General features: G+C 56.3%; 11 protein-coding genes and 2 pseudogenes. 6 read left to right on the forward strand and 7 right to left on the reverse strand.

Annotated features, from left to right (window positions below; translation table 11 throughout):
- The 5 genes from RYB66_RS08595 to RYB66_RS08615 form a co-directional block, all read right to left on the reverse strand.
- Positions 1 to 780, reverse strand: coding sequence for an ABC transporter ATP-binding protein (locus RYB66_RS08595; RefSeq protein WP_316885183.1), 780 nt, complete (start codon positions 778 to 780; stop codon positions 1 to 3).
- Positions 780 to 2,924: a TonB-dependent receptor gene (locus RYB66_RS08600; protein WP_316894241.1), complete on the reverse strand. Its 2,145-nt coding sequence runs from the start codon at positions 2,922 to 2,924 to the stop codon at positions 780 to 782. The genes RYB66_RS08595 and RYB66_RS08600 overlap by 1 nt, the downstream gene beginning before the upstream one ends.
- Before the next feature lie 529 nt (positions 2,925 to 3,453).
- Positions 3,454 to 3,867: a VOC family protein gene (locus tag RYB66_RS08605; protein WP_057404171.1), complete on the reverse strand. Its 414-nt coding sequence runs from the start codon at positions 3,865 to 3,867 to the stop codon at positions 3,454 to 3,456.
- 174 nt (positions 3,868 to 4,041) lie between these two features.
- The gene (locus RYB66_RS08610; protein WP_016982187.1) at positions 4,042 to 4,986 is read right to left on the reverse strand and encodes a methyltransferase; all 945 of its coding nucleotides are present in this window, start codon (positions 4,984 to 4,986) and stop codon (positions 4,042 to 4,044) included.
- The gene (locus RYB66_RS08615) at positions 4,983 to 6,434 is read right to left on the reverse strand and encodes an iron-containing redox enzyme family protein (RefSeq protein WP_029241028.1); all 1,452 of its coding nucleotides are present in this window, start codon (positions 6,432 to 6,434) and stop codon (positions 4,983 to 4,985) included. The genes RYB66_RS08610 and RYB66_RS08615 overlap by 4 nt, the downstream gene beginning before the upstream one ends.
- A 216-nt stretch (positions 6,435 to 6,650) precedes the next feature.
- Between RYB66_RS08615 and cysC the strand changes: the two genes are divergently transcribed.
- Together cysC and RYB66_RS08625 are read left to right on the forward strand one after the other, a co-directional pair.
- On the forward strand, positions 6,651 to 7,253 hold the full coding sequence (gene cysC, locus RYB66_RS08620) for an adenylyl-sulfate kinase (protein ID WP_004666622.1): 603 nt from the start codon (positions 6,651 to 6,653) through the stop codon (positions 7,251 to 7,253).
- A gap of 152 nt (positions 7,254 to 7,405) precedes the next feature.
- Entirely contained in the window at positions 7,406 to 7,924 is a 519-nt protein-coding gene (locus tag RYB66_RS08625; protein WP_005781391.1) for a DUF4142 domain-containing protein, read from the forward strand.
- Positions 7,925 to 8,193: 269 nt separating this feature from the next.
- On the opposite strand, the gene RYB66_RS08630 is transcribed toward RYB66_RS08625, so the two are convergent.
- Both RYB66_RS08630 and RYB66_RS08635 read right to left on the reverse strand, forming a co-directional pair.
- Positions 8,194 to 8,391 carry a hypothetical protein gene (locus tag RYB66_RS08630; protein ID WP_005744917.1) on the reverse strand — a complete coding sequence of 66 codons (198 nt, stop codon included), beginning with the start codon at positions 8,389 to 8,391 and terminating at the stop codon, positions 8,194 to 8,196.
- 38 nt (positions 8,392 to 8,429) lie between these two features.
- Positions 8,430 to 9,311, reverse strand: a complete 882-nt coding sequence (locus RYB66_RS08635) for a manganese catalase family protein (RefSeq protein ID WP_002555970.1) — start codon at positions 9,309 to 9,311, stop codon at positions 8,430 to 8,432.
- A 425-nt stretch (positions 9,312 to 9,736) separates the two neighbouring features.
- Between RYB66_RS08635 and RYB66_RS08640 the strand changes: the two genes are divergently transcribed.
- The 4 genes and pseudogenes from RYB66_RS08640 to RYB66_RS26565 form a co-directional block, all read left to right on the forward strand.
- Positions 9,737 to 9,961 carry a DUF6555 family protein gene (locus RYB66_RS08640; protein WP_002555969.1) on the forward strand — a complete coding sequence of 75 codons (225 nt, stop codon included), beginning with the start codon at positions 9,737 to 9,739 and terminating at the stop codon, positions 9,959 to 9,961.
- A 1,424-nt stretch (positions 9,962 to 11,385) separates the two neighbouring features.
- Positions 11,386 to 11,553 (forward strand): annotated as a pseudogene (locus tag RYB66_RS26555) (HAMP domain-containing protein); the annotation flags it as partial.
- A 159-nt stretch (positions 11,554 to 11,712) separates the two neighbouring features.
- On the forward strand, positions 11,713 to 12,423 hold the full coding sequence (locus RYB66_RS26560; RefSeq protein WP_394342716.1) for a methyl-accepting chemotaxis protein: 711 nt from the start codon (positions 11,713 to 11,715) through the stop codon (positions 12,421 to 12,423).
- Positions 12,424 to 12,637: 214 nt separating this feature from the next.
- Positions 12,638 to 13,624, forward strand: a pseudogene (locus RYB66_RS26565) (methyl-accepting chemotaxis protein); the annotation flags it as partial.
- Positions 13,625 to 13,657: the final 33 nt, after the last annotated feature.

The following is a 13,657-nucleotide window of genomic DNA, read 5'->3' on the forward strand; positions in this document are numbered from 1 at the left end:
TCAGGGTATCCAGGTAATGCGCGGGTAATCACGCAGAGGGTGGCTGTCGACCAGCGCCTTGGCGCCGAATACGTGGAGCAGCATTTCCGGGGTCAGCACTTCCTGGGGCGTGCCTTGCGCAATGAGCCTGCCGTGATGAATGACACACAGGCGATCACAGAATGCCGCCGCCAGATTCAGGTCATGGATACTGGCCAGCGTCGCCACGCCGAGCTGCTTGACCAGCCCCAGCAGTTCCAGTTGATGGCGCGGGTCCAGGTGATTGGTCGGCTCGTCCAGCACCATTAACCGAGGTTCTTGCACCAGTGCCCGCGCCAGCAGGCAACGCTGTTTCTCGCCGCCGGACAATGTGTCGAACCGATGCTGTTCATAGCCCGCCAGCCCTACGGCGTTCAAAGCGCTCTGCACAATCGCGCGGTCGTGGGCGCTGTCCGCAGCGAAGAAGCCCTGATGAGGCGCGCGGCCCATGCTCGTCACGTCGAGCAGTGTCAGGCCGAATGCATCGGGAAACTCCTGAGCAACCACTGCGACGTGCCGGGCGCACCAGCGCGGGCTGCGGGACCAGATATCGTGAGCGTTGATCGCGACCTTGCCGCTGTGCGGACGGCTATAGCGGAATGCGCAACGCAGCAGGCTGGTCTTGCCGCTGCCATTGGGACCGATCAGGCCGACAAACTCGCCGGCAGCGATCTGCAGGTCGATATCTTTCAGGGCGAAGTGTTCGTGCGCGCAGACCGACGCCTGTTCCGGCGCCCACGCGATACGCTCTAGCGCAAGCATCAGAAACTCAGGTCCGCAGTCACGTACAGCGAGCGGGGTTCACCCAGAATCCATTGCTGGCCTTCGTTGTACTGACTCGCTGCGTATTGCCGATCAAACAGATTGCGCGCCTGCAAGCCGAGCGTGGTATTGCGCAGTGCTTTCCATGACAGGCTGGCGTCCGCCACGGTGTAGGCGGGCAGTTCGCGGGTGTTGGCGATATCGGCGTATCGGCTGTCGACGTAGCGCAGCCCGGCGCCGATCTGTACAGCGCTGCCGAGCTGTTTGTCGAGCCACAGGTTGGCCGTGCGCTTTGGCACATCGACGGGTGTATTGCCGTCACGCGAGACGGCCACGCCCGATACGCTCTGATCAAATTGGTCATAGCGCGCACGAACGAAGGCCGCGTTGGCGGTCAGGGCCCAGTCCTGCGGCAGTTGCAGCTTCATGCTGGCCTCAAGCCCGTCGGAAGACTGCTGGCCTACCTGTTGGGTGAGGTCAGGATTGCCGGCATCGGTAGTGAGCAGCTTTTTCTTGACGATATGGTAAGCCGCCAGCGTCCACTCCAGGCGCTGGTCCCACAGGGCCTGTTTGAAACCCACCTCCGATTGCCTGGCGGTGGCCAGGTCGAATTGTTGCTGCGTGGGGTTGAGCGAGACAAGGCTGCCAACGCCATCGGTGCTGGTCGAGTATTGAGCGTAGACAGAGCTTTCAGGCGTCAGCGCGTAAACCAGTCCGATTTTCCAGTTGTTGCCGACCAGGTCCTTTTCTGTGCGGCTGTCGTCACGCAGGGCGTTGCGTTCGATATCCACGTAGTCACGGCGTACGCCTGTGATCACCGAGAGTTGGTCGCTCAGTTGCGTGCGGTTTTCCCCGAAGACCGACAGTTGTCGGGTCGTGCTTTTGAACAGCTCCGAATAGGGCGACGCACTCTGAAAACTGCCCGGTGCCGGATGTTCGATATCAATGGGGTCTCCCGCGGGATTCACATCGTTGTAGGGCGAATTGTTGGTCAGCTTGAAACGGATACGGTTGACGTCCATTCCCAGCACACTCTGGCTATCCAGCCCGCCCAGGCTGTGCTTGAAGGTGAACGTCTGCCGATCTCCCACCTGCTCCTGATTGTGCTTGATGCTGAAATAACCGCTGCGCGACAGCTGCTGAGTAGCAGCGTCCCAGTTGTAGTTTTCGGCGTTCTGCCAGCGTCGGTGCGAGGTCAGGTAGTAAAGCTCGTTGGATGAGGTGAGCCGGTCGGAGATCTGCCAGTCGGTGGTCAGCCGCGTCCATTGGTCGTCGTAATGTTGCTTGTCGTTCTCGATGTTGTAGTTCTTGTCTCGCAAGCCTTCGTGATAACGGCCATTGATCATCGGCACGCCGAAGTAGTTCATCGGGCACTGATTGCCGCCGTCATGGGCGAGGGTGAACGTCAGGTCTTCGCTGGCCTGCCAGCGCAGGGCACCACTGAAGAAAGTGCTTTGCGAGTCGCCGTCATCGATCCAGCCGTTGCTGCGCAGCTGATTGAGGTTCAAACGGTAACTCAATTGATCGGTTAACGAGCCGCCGCTGTCCAGCGCGGTCTGCTGGGTATCGTACGAACCGTAGCCAAGGCGCAGGTGGTTTTCGATATCGCCTTCAAAAGGTTTCTTGGGAATGACATTGATCACTGCCCCGGTAGCGCCTTCGCCATAGAGTACGGAGGCCGGGCCGCGCAGCACTTCAATGCGGTCGATTGCCCAGGTATCCACCGGCATGGTGACGGTGCCCATGGCGCTGTACATGCGGCTGCCGTCATACAATTGCATCACCGAGCCCTGACCTGTGAAACCACGCGCGGACAACGCCGTGCCTCCGTCGCCGGGTGTACCGATCGCCGTGATACCGGGGCTGCGGGCCACAGCCTGCTGCACATTTTCGTCACCGCGACTGCGCACCTCGTCCCCATTCAGCGAGCTGGTGCTGGCCGGGGTCTGCAAGGCCGTCAATGACAGGCGAGAACCGGCATGGGTAACTGAATCGAGATGCTCTCCATCTTGCGACTGGGCCGTAGCCTTAATCATGGACGGGGCAAGCTCGACCTGTTCGGAAGCGTTTGCGTAACCTGCGCTGCTGGCCAGCAGGCAGAGGGTTGTGACTACACGGCGGGACTGGAAAAGAGGGCTGATCATGGATTGAAGGGTCGCTTTGGAGGACTGCGCTTGATGATTTGTTAGTGTTATAACATAACATTTTGGCGGCGATATACACGTCTGTTTTTCTCCAAGGATGTGAGAAGACCTACGCTTATCACTGGTTAATCAAGAAAAAACGAGCGCAGTCGCTCGAAGTCAGGATTTTCTTTGCTGAGTAAGAAAAACCTGGACGCGTAGACTGACAAAGGATTTTCCCATGCATCTGGCTGGATATGCCCGGCATCAGGAATCGCTAAAGCTCGCGGGCTTCCCTCTGCATCGACCGGCAAGGGTTCAGCCTGTCACGAGGATTGAGCAAACCGGCGAAACCCTGGCCGTGCCTCCAGGCGTTTCGCTCGATCCGGAGGATCTGCCGGGTCATTTACTGTCTCCAAAAACCGCCGCGAGCATTGCGTATATTCAGTGCAGGAAGAGGTGTTTGATTACATCGAAAAAATCACGAACGCCGTGCTCGCTGAGCAGCATGCGGCAAAGAAATATGCTGGGATTACGGATCAATAACGACTCAATAAATCGCCCAGCACCCTGGCGTCAGCAGCTCGACGAGATTTTCATCGGGGTCGCGGAAGTAAATGCTTGATCCGCCCCGGGGCCATTCAGTCCGGCCTTCGATGGCCACTTTGGCCTGAGCAAGGCGATCAGACCATGGTTGCATCTGGTCGGCGTTGATAGCGAAGCACACATGAATTCGCCCTTGCGCATCATGAGGCGGTATTTCTCCGCCGCTCAGATACTGCGTCTGCAGTGAAGCTCCGCATTTGAACAGCAGCAAGGTACTTACACCGCCCACATTGAATGCCACCAATGTCGGGCTTTCAAACATGACATCCAGTTCAAGGGTGTCGGAATAAAAGTCCCTGGCCTTGGCGAGGTTCTCTACATAGAGCGCCGTTTCGATAATTTTGTTGAGTCGTAGCATGTGGTGTCATCCCTTCCGTTTTGCGACAAGTCTTCCCTGATCAACGGCTTCTCGTTGATCAAGGGCGTGTGGCAAGTTTTACCGGGAGGCCGACGGGCTGACCAATGCTCGGTTCTTATGTGCGTTATAAGCCTGAACTATTAAAGGACACCGAAGTGGGCCTGCGGGGCATTTCTATGCCCGCCTTGTCACCACCAGCTCCACCGCTGCAATGCGGTCCACGTCTTCGTAACCCTCTTCAAGCAACTCTTCGCCAAACACATCCGGGTCCAGTTCGCGATAGGTCCATGCCAGCGCCGCATGATCGATATCGTCGCGTACGGCCTCGAAGAACGGGTCGTGCTCGCCCACCATGGCCACGCCGGTATAGAGCACCAACGAGCCGCCCGGGGTAAGGCGATCCAGTGATTCACGCAGGATGCGCACTGACAGGTCCGCGCCCAATGCGTCACCACCGTGGCGGTAGGCGCGGCGTTTGGCGTCTTTCATATACGGCGGGTTGGCAACGATGAGGTCGAAGTTGCCCGTCAGACCCGAGAGGATGTCGCTGTGGCAGCATTGCATGTTTTCCAGCCCGGCCACCCTGGCGTTGGTCTGAGCGAAATGCAGGGCCTTGGGGTTTATGTCGACGGCGTAGACCTGCGCCTGCGGGCGCGCAACTGCGATCAGCAGGGCACCAGCGCCGGTGCCACAGCCGATGTCGACAGCACGGCTGATCGAGTGTGAAGTGCCTTGCAGATGACGATTGATGGAGTGCGCAAAGCGATAGGTATCCGGACCGAAAAACACCGAGTCTTCATCGCCGGTAGGAAACGCGGAATGCACCAGCAACAAGTCATTCAGGCTTGAAAATCTCACCCGGCTCTTCAAGCCATCTTCGCTGCGTTGAAGAATACCGGCTTCCAAAAGCCCTTGAGCCTCTGCAACCGGAAGCATGGATTCCGGTATCGTACGGCTCCAGCCGAAGACATCCCGCAGTGACGCGGCAATGCGGTTTTCCGGGCGTTGATTGACGTGTTGATGAGTCAACGGCGTGGGCGTGATGAAACGATAGCCACTGGTTTTGAGGCGCTGGGCGAGCGCAATCAGCGCGGCGCTGTCGGGCAGTGATTGAGTCATGGGCGGGCTCCTGTCACTCGCTCGGCCATGCTGCTGACAAACAGGCGAGTGGCATGCAGCCCGGCGGCTGTCGCGTGCCTTGCCGGGGACATGCTTTCGATCAACGTGGACATCTTCTCGGACGCTGCTGCCGACTCGAGTTTCATGTGCAGCTCGCGCACATCCGGGTCAGCATCCGCCGATGCAGGCACGGCAAGAACCGGCGATGGCTGAGCGCCGCCTTGCAGATTGCGGAAACGGGATCGAAATGCTTCCGGCAGCCGCTTGCCGACAGGCTGCTGAGCGCTGCCATCCGACAGCCATTCGCCGGCGATCCAGTCGTGCACCAATTGCTTTTCGTAGCCATTGAACACGCCGAACATCGGTGCACCGACCCCTTCGAACAATTTCCAGAAGCGGCTATTGAGAGGGTCTTCGTGACGCTTGATCCAGCCCCTGTTTTGCAGCACGGCAAGAAACTCCGGGATCTGGTCGGGCTCGGCAAGCCACTCGTTGACCGTCTTGCCGTCCAGACGGCAATAGTCGGAATGCATGTGCTGACCAAAGGTCCGCTTGCGCTCCAGCATGGCGATCACTTCCTGCTCCAGATCGAACGACTGGATGACCTGGGTAGAGCCCATGCCCAACTCGTTCAGCCTGTAGCCATTGGCAACACGGCGATAAAATTCGTCGCGTTCCTGGCCCACAGGCAACAGCTCAAGAACGCTCTGCGCAGCCTTGCGTGCGTGGCCGGTGCTGGCGTTATCGATCGTCACATGCAGCGTGAAGTAATAAGGGTCGATGCCCAGTTCATTCAGTTCGAACGATGTGATGAGCAAATGCAGCGGCAGCTGTTCATAGCCCAGGTTGTAACCAATCACCTCGGGAAGGTACTGCTCGCTCAGTTGCCCCAATGACAGCTGAATGGCGCCTTGCAGATAGGCGTCATCTGCCAGTGGGGCGCTGGTGTCGCAGTCCAGGTCGGCCAGCAACTTGCGATAAAGGGAGACATGATTCTGCGCCTGTTCGCCGTCGCCCAGTTCTTCCAGGTAAGTACGAATCAGACCGTGAAAACGGTAGTCTGCCCAATGCGGCAGCAAGCCATACAGCCATGCGCCGTCAACCAGCTTGGTCGGCGCGACCTGCTGAATGAAATACATCGCGTGAGCCTTGGTCTTGAAAAATCGCCTGGGCTGCCCGGCGCGACGTTGTTCAAGGTAGAGCGCATAGTGATCGGCTACGCCCCCTACGTTCTGCTCCATCCAGTGTTCCAGCGCTTCAGGCTGAGCCGGAAGGTCGCAGTTTTCCCGCTCGGCCTGGGCCAGGCAGTGATTCAGAAACATGACCGCATCGTGTTGATATTCTGGAGCACGTTCACTCATCCATGATTGATAGACGGTTTTTGAACAGGCTTCTTCAACGACGGTTTTGACGACGGCATTGCCAGTCATCACTTGAAGAGACGTCATGAAAATCGTACCTCGGCAGTTGAAAATCACGATTGACGCGGTCACGCGAGACTTTCTGTTTTCTATGCAGCGTAGATAAGTGAGTATCGTGATACGGGGAAATTCAGCGTATTTTGCCGAGGGCCGATAGGTGGCAGATGTGGTTATTCCATGAGCACGAATGCCTCGCGGAAAAAATGTATTCTCGTTCTGTGTGCACATCAGGAACAGGCGATCATGGACAACTCACATGGCGTACAGAACCTTGTCTGGCAAACCAGCCAAGTGTCCTCGACAGACCGTGAGCAGCATTTGAAGCAAACGCCGAAAACAGTCTGGCTGACCGGATTCAGCGGCTCCGGAAAATCCACCATAGCGTTTGCACTGGAGCGAGCGTTGATGGACCTTGGCAGGCTTGCGTATACCCTGGATGGCGACAATATACGTCAGGGTTTGTGCCGGGATCTGGGGTTTGCTGCGGCAGACCGTTCGGAGAACATCAGGCGCATCGCTGAAGTCGCCCGGTTGATGAATGACGCAGGCCTGATCGTTATCTCGTCGTTCATTTCGCCCTATGAGGCCGACCGGGAAGCCGCTCGCTCGATCATTGGCCACGAACGCTTCATCGAAGTGTTTATCAGCACACCGCTTGAAACCTGCATTCAGCGTGACCCTAAAGGGCTTTATCGCCGGGCGTTGGCAGGCGAGTTGAAAGACTTTACCGGCATCAGCGCCCCTTACGAACCGCCTGCTGGCGCCGCCCTTTGTCTTGATACCAGTCAATTATCAATGGATGACTGTCTTGAGCGAGTTTTACGACTGCTCAGTCTGAATACATAAGCTGGCTGGCTCACCTGCTGGGTTCAGGATCATCGACATCGGCCTTTTGCTGCAAGCGGTCGGACAGGCTGAACACAGGTTTTGGGCGTGGGTCAAAACGTCTATATCGTCGATAACGATGATGTATTCAGCCCACACAAGGATGATCGAAAATGAACAATTATTTTCGCATGAGCGCCATTGCCATCGTGCTTTCGCTAGGCTCTCAAGTGGCTACCGCTGCGCAGGACGCTGATGACTTTGTAAAAGATGCTTCTGCAGCAGGGATCGCAGAAGTTCTGGTCGGCAAGCTTGTACAGGATGAGAAGGGTGTGTCTGCCGACGTGAAGAAGTTTGCTCAGCAAATGGTCACAGACCACACGGCTGCTAACGATAAGCTGGCAGCGATTGCCAAAGGCAAGAACCTTGAACTGTCCGAGGACCCCATACTGATGGACAAAGCCGAGGCCGCCATTCTGGAAATGCACAAGAAGTCGTTTGATCAAGCGTATGCCAATACTCAGGTCATTGCGCATGAGCAGGCGACCAAACTGTACAAGGAAGAGGCCGAGAACGGTGATGACCCCGAGCTCAAGGCGTTTGCCAAAGCCACGTTACCAATACTTGAGCAGCATCTTGAACATGCGAAAAAACTTTCTGCTGCGCATGGCGACGACGCTGCCAAAAAGTGATGTAACTGTAAAACGTGATGGGATATTGCGCATGATGACATCTTCCTGGCGAGAGGTAACGTCATGCGGCTATTGAGACGTCACTGAATGATATGACTTTCGGCGCTGCAAACATCTGAGCGTTCGTGAATGAACAAATTTTCTATGGTCATACGAGTCATGGTTATACCCTTTTCAGTAACCGAGTGACTTATCCACAGGCAAGGCTGGTGTCCAGCCTGCCCGGGGACTCGCCTTATAGAACGTGTGCCATTGATGACCGAATGTGATCAGCGTTCTGGCAGGTTGTTATCAAGCAAGGTTCCAACTCCGAAGACCTTCATAGCCATCACCACCTGAAGACCCCGACGTGCGAGCAGCGCCTGAGCCTCGAAAGCACGAAGCCCTTTTACAAACACCACGTCGGTCAACGCAGTATCCAACTCGCCCTGAGACGGGAGAGATTTACGGGAGCGAAGTTTTTTCATGATTCCGTTCTCCTGAACAAGACAGGCTTAAACCCGTTTCAAACATTTTTGCCCTGTACAAAACCAGAACCCAGATCCGCACCGGTAATAGGGTTGGCAGTCGGATCTGACTGGGTCCGCTCCTTCATCATTTCCAGCACTTCTGCATCCTTGGCATCCAGCGTGACGGAAGCAGTGCCATCGCCGCCATCGACAGCCGGTTGTGGCGATTCCACATACTCCCAGACACCGCCCTGGTTCCACGGACCGCGTACATTGGGTTCACCGGACATGTTGAAGTACTTGTTGGTGAATTCCGGCATGCCTGGCAGCTTGCCCTGCGGGAAGTTGGGCTGGATGGCGTGCAGGGCTTTTTCGAAAGACAACTGGTGAGCGATTTCACGTGTCATCAGAAAGCCCAGTGCCTCTTTCACGCCCGGGTCATCTGTCACGTTCATCAAACGCTCGTAAACAATCTTCGCTCTGGATTCCGCAGCGATGTTGGAGCGGAAGTCAGCCGTTGGCTCGCCAATGGTATCGATGTAGGCCGCCGTAAAAGGCACACCGGCAGAGTTGGTCAACGGCGCACCGGCCCCGTACAGCAGGCTGGTGATATGGGAGTCGTTGCCATTGCCGTTGATGGAGCGGTAAAGCTCGCCTTCTTCTTCGATGCCTTCAGCCAATTGACCTTTGGCGCCTTTGTTGAGCATGACAATAATCGAGCCGACTATTTCCAGGTGGCTCAACTCTTCGGTGGCGATGTCCATCAGCAGGTCTTTACGGCCTGGATCCTCCTCGCTCAACCCTTGAGTGAAATAACGTCCGGCTGCTGCCAGCTCGCCTTGGGCACCGCCGAACTGTTCCAGCAGAAGATTGGCCAGTCCAGGGTTTGGTCTAGCTACCCGCACGGTATATTGAAGCCGCTTGTTATGAATAAACATGTCGTATCCTCAGGCGTGATCTTTTGGGAAGCGTCAACCCACCTGGATGGGTTTTATTCAACGCAGTCACTGGATATGAGAAAGCGGGGATGTAGACGTTGCGTATAAATTTAGTGAACGGGATGAACGGCCTGAAAATCCGGGTTCAATAGAATTTTCTTATTCGCTGAATGTTTGAAAAACAACACACTCTTAGTTCAGAGGCCCCGCAGGCAATGCTCAGAGCGTAAGCCGTCTGTGTTGGCGAAAAATTCAAAAAAGACGGGTTATAAACAAAGTCTATTAGTTGTCATAGCCTTGCGGCCATCCCTATCGGCATGAGTGAGGGTGGCTATATGATATCGCTTACATTATGGCATTAATATTTTGAATTTTTCGAAAACCCTGCGATCTGTTTTGCGAGTCGACAAAGCAGGAGCACCACAATGGCTGATGAAAAACACTACCGTATCGATTACCTGCTGCATGGCAGTTACAAGACGTTCTATATAAGAGCGGTTGTCATGGACAATAAAGAAGCCTGGCACTGGGCGTCGGTGGATGCAGGATTCGGTGCGATCCCCAAGTACCGTTCCGACCCGGTACCAAAGCTGAGCAAGCCTCAAGCTGAAAAGCTCGGGTTGTCGAACGTGGAGTGGACGAGGGCTTGAAAGGTCCTCGTTCAAAACGCTATGAAGCTCACCGTCGTGCGTCACGATGCCGCACGACGGTGTACGCGCTGAAAAATCTGTGGTCGGCAGATCTGCCGGATGGACACCCGTTTCCCGCCATACTGAGCTGAATTCACCTCATTTGGATCAGCGTTCATCGCAAGCTCCGCACCTCACACCCCGCTTCCGCTCCCCGCCGCAAATCCCCGCAACCTCACGTTCTACGTGGCCCTGCCGATAGCCCGGTATCAGATTATGGCCTCATTGAACTTCCCTGATAGGGCACAGCTCTGAAGTGATGTCACTATGCCTCTATCTGAATGGATGATTCCCTTCGAGGTGGTACCACTGACCTTGCACCTGCCGTGATGCAAAGAAATAAAGGAGCTTTTTCAGCCGGATCGGGCACCCTAATTAAAATAGAGACCACTATGAACATCCTTTCGCCTGGTATTTACCTTACCAATCGCCTGCGGTTCCCTGCCAAGTTTGCCGTTTTAGCCATCATCATTGTCATCCCGCTGATCGTTCTTGGTCTTCGGGTTTTCAACAGTCTGAATGCGAGCATCGACACCGTTGCCCAGGAACGTATCGGTCGCGAATACCTGCATGTCATGACACCCGTTCTGCGACTCTCCATGCTGCAGCGTGCAGCAACCAACCGTTTGCTCGCCGGCGATGCCTCCGCTGCCCAGGATCTGGCCAGCAACCGCACCCAGCTTGAAACAGCGCTTGGTAACCTCGCCGACATGGATGCCCGTCAAGGACGTCTGCTGGAGACCGAGAGTCGCGTGCAGCGTCTTCGCGAAGGTGCGCGCTCCCTGATGGAAAGTCTCAAGCCTGGTCTTTCGCAAGACGAGGCGTTTGCACAGTGGAATGAGCAACTGGCCCAAACACTCAACTTTATCTATTACGTCTCGGCTACCTCGGGCATGGTGCTCGACGAAGATTATGCGTCGCTGTTTCTGATCGACCTGAGCACCATTCGTATGCCCAGAGAAATCAACGTGGCTGGTCAGATCCGGGGTATCACAGCCGGTTTGAGTACCGGTCAGGGGCTAAGCGTACCGATGCGCGGCTCGCTTGAAAGCCTGTTGAAGATCGAACTGCAATTTCGCGCGGAGCTGGAGCAAAGCATTCGACTGCTCAAGCGTCGTGCTCCAGAGCTTGCTGCCCGCATTGGCGACCCTATCGCTTCGGCCACCTCGACGATGGACAGCTTTCGCAACGACCTGCACGCCTACGTTAAAGGTACAGAGTTCTCGGTGCAGCAGGGGCAGGCGCTGAGCGCGCGCGGTAACGCCGTGGTAGCCGGGCTTTATAAGGCCCAGGACGAAATCCAGAGTGCGCTTCAAGGTGAACTGGATACGCGTTACGACGCGCTCTTGCTGCAACGCGAAGTCGTGATTGCCATGTGCGTAATCATGGGCTTGCTGTTGCTCTATGCGTTCTTCAGCATCTACCGTGCCCTGCGCCTGACCATTGATGGTCTGCTGGGCGTCACCCGTCGCCTGGCCGACGGTGATCTGAGCGCCCGTGTACAGGTGAGCAGCAAGGACGAAGTGGCTGACATCGCCAACGGTCTGAACCTGATGGCCGAAGCATTCGCCAGCTCCATTTCGCACATGGACCGCACGTCATACGAGCTGTCTGATGTAGCTGCCCGCCTGGGCACCTCCATCGGTCTGGCCAAGCAGTCGATGAACGCGCAACAGGCTGAAACCGAGCAAGTGGCGACGGCCATCAACGAAATGACCACAAGCGTGGCCGACGTAGCGCAGAACACCGAAGGTGCTGCGCTGGCTGCTGATGAAGCGAACACTGCCTCGCGTAACGGGCTGCGCATCATGCATCAGGCCCACTCGACCATTCAGGCTCTGGCTGAAGAAGTGGAAGTCAGCGCCCAGAAAGTCCAGGCGCTGGCCCTGCACAGTCAGTCGATTGGTGGGGTTATTCAGGTCATCAGTACGATTGCCGATCAGACCAACTTGCTGGCCCTGAATGCTGCCATCGAAGCGGCCCGGGCTGGCGAGCAAGGCCGTGGGTTTGCTGTGGTGGCTGATGAAGTCCGCACACTGGCTTCGCGCACTCAGGCGTCGACCGAAGAAATCCGCAACATCATCCAGCAACTGCAAAGTGCCACCGAGGTTGCCGTGCAGCAGATGCAGGCCGGCCAGCAAAAGGCTCAAGCGTGCATCAGTGCCGCCAGCGATGCTTCTGGCAGCCTGTCGAGCATCAGCCAGGGCGTCGAGCGTATCGTCGAGATGAACACTCAGATCGCCAGCGCCGCGGTGCAGCAGCATGCGGTTTCCGAAGACATCAACCGTAATGTCATGGAGATCCGCAACAGCTCCGGGACCTTGATGCTGGGTATCGACAACAATGCGGTCACTGCCGAAGAACTGGCGCGAGTTGCCACCGACATGCGCAATGTCGTGGCGCGTTTCAAGCTGACTGCCTGACCGGATCGGGGGCTTGCAGCCCCCCGATTCTCCTCTCGAATCGGCGTTCGAACGCTGATTGCCTTTTTTTGATCAAGTTTTGCTCTTCTGCAGCCGATAGCTCTGGCGCGCGGGTTTGCTGTCCATAAAAACAAATCTTCAGCTCTTTCGTCGCGCACAAAAAGCATTTTCAGGAGATTTTATGAACAGCAGCTTTGCGAATATCAGCGTCAACATGAAGTTGGCATTGGGCTTTGGGACGGTTCTTTTTTTCACTGCCATTCTCGCCTTGGTCGGCTGGACCAGCCTCGATAAACTCATCAATCGCACCGACAGAATCGGCGACATCACTGAGTTGAGTGACAACTTGACCAATCTGCGGGTCGCGCGCCTGCAATATATGCTGACTGACGGCGATGAAACCGCCGCACAAAACATGCAGAGCAAGCTGGATGTCTTCAAGGCGCAGCAGCAATCACTGCTCATCAGCTTCAACAACCCGCTCAACCTCAAGCCTCTGCGCGAACTGGCCGATGTCACCCGTGACTATGAAGCCTCGTTGAACAGCATGCGCGCTGCGTTTCAGGCTGGCGCCAAAGTGCGTAACGAGATGACCGCCAATGCCATGGTTGCCATGCGGGCTGTCGACTCGTTGAACGATGCCGTCACGCAGATCGATCCTGCGGACCCGGCGCGTTTTGATCAGGCCCAACTGGCGACTGCCGCCAGGCAAGACCTGATTCTGGTTCGCTATGAAGTACGTGGTTATACCAGCAACCCCAATGACAAGACCGAGACAGCAGCTTTTCAGCAACTGGATACGGCGATCAGTCATCTGGACAGGCTCAAAACCACTTTTGGCGCTGCCAACCGCGAACAGATTGCCCAGTTTGAAAGCGCTCTTCGTAGCTACCGCAGCTCGGTCGAGGCTTTCAAGGCCACCACTCAGACTGCTGCGAGCGTGCGTAAGGACCTGACTTCCCAAGGGGCTGCCATCGTCAAACTGGGCGAAGAGCTGTATGGCATTCAGATGCAGATGGGCAAGGATGACACCGCTCAGGCGCGTAATCTGCAGATCGGTTGCGTGCTGTTGGTCATGTTGCTGGGCATTCTTGCGGCCATCGTCATTACCCGGCAGATCACCCGGCCGCTGCGCGACACGCTGGCGATTGTCGAGCGCATCGCTGCTGGCGACCTGACTCATACCGAAGCCGTCACCCGACGTGACGAACTGGGTGTGTTGCAGCAGGGCATC

Origin of the sequence: Pseudomonas syringae group sp. 243L2 (assembly GCF_032587875.1) — a bacterium.
Taxonomy (GTDB): Bacteria; Pseudomonadota; Gammaproteobacteria; order Pseudomonadales; family Pseudomonadaceae; genus Aquipseudomonas; species Aquipseudomonas amygdali.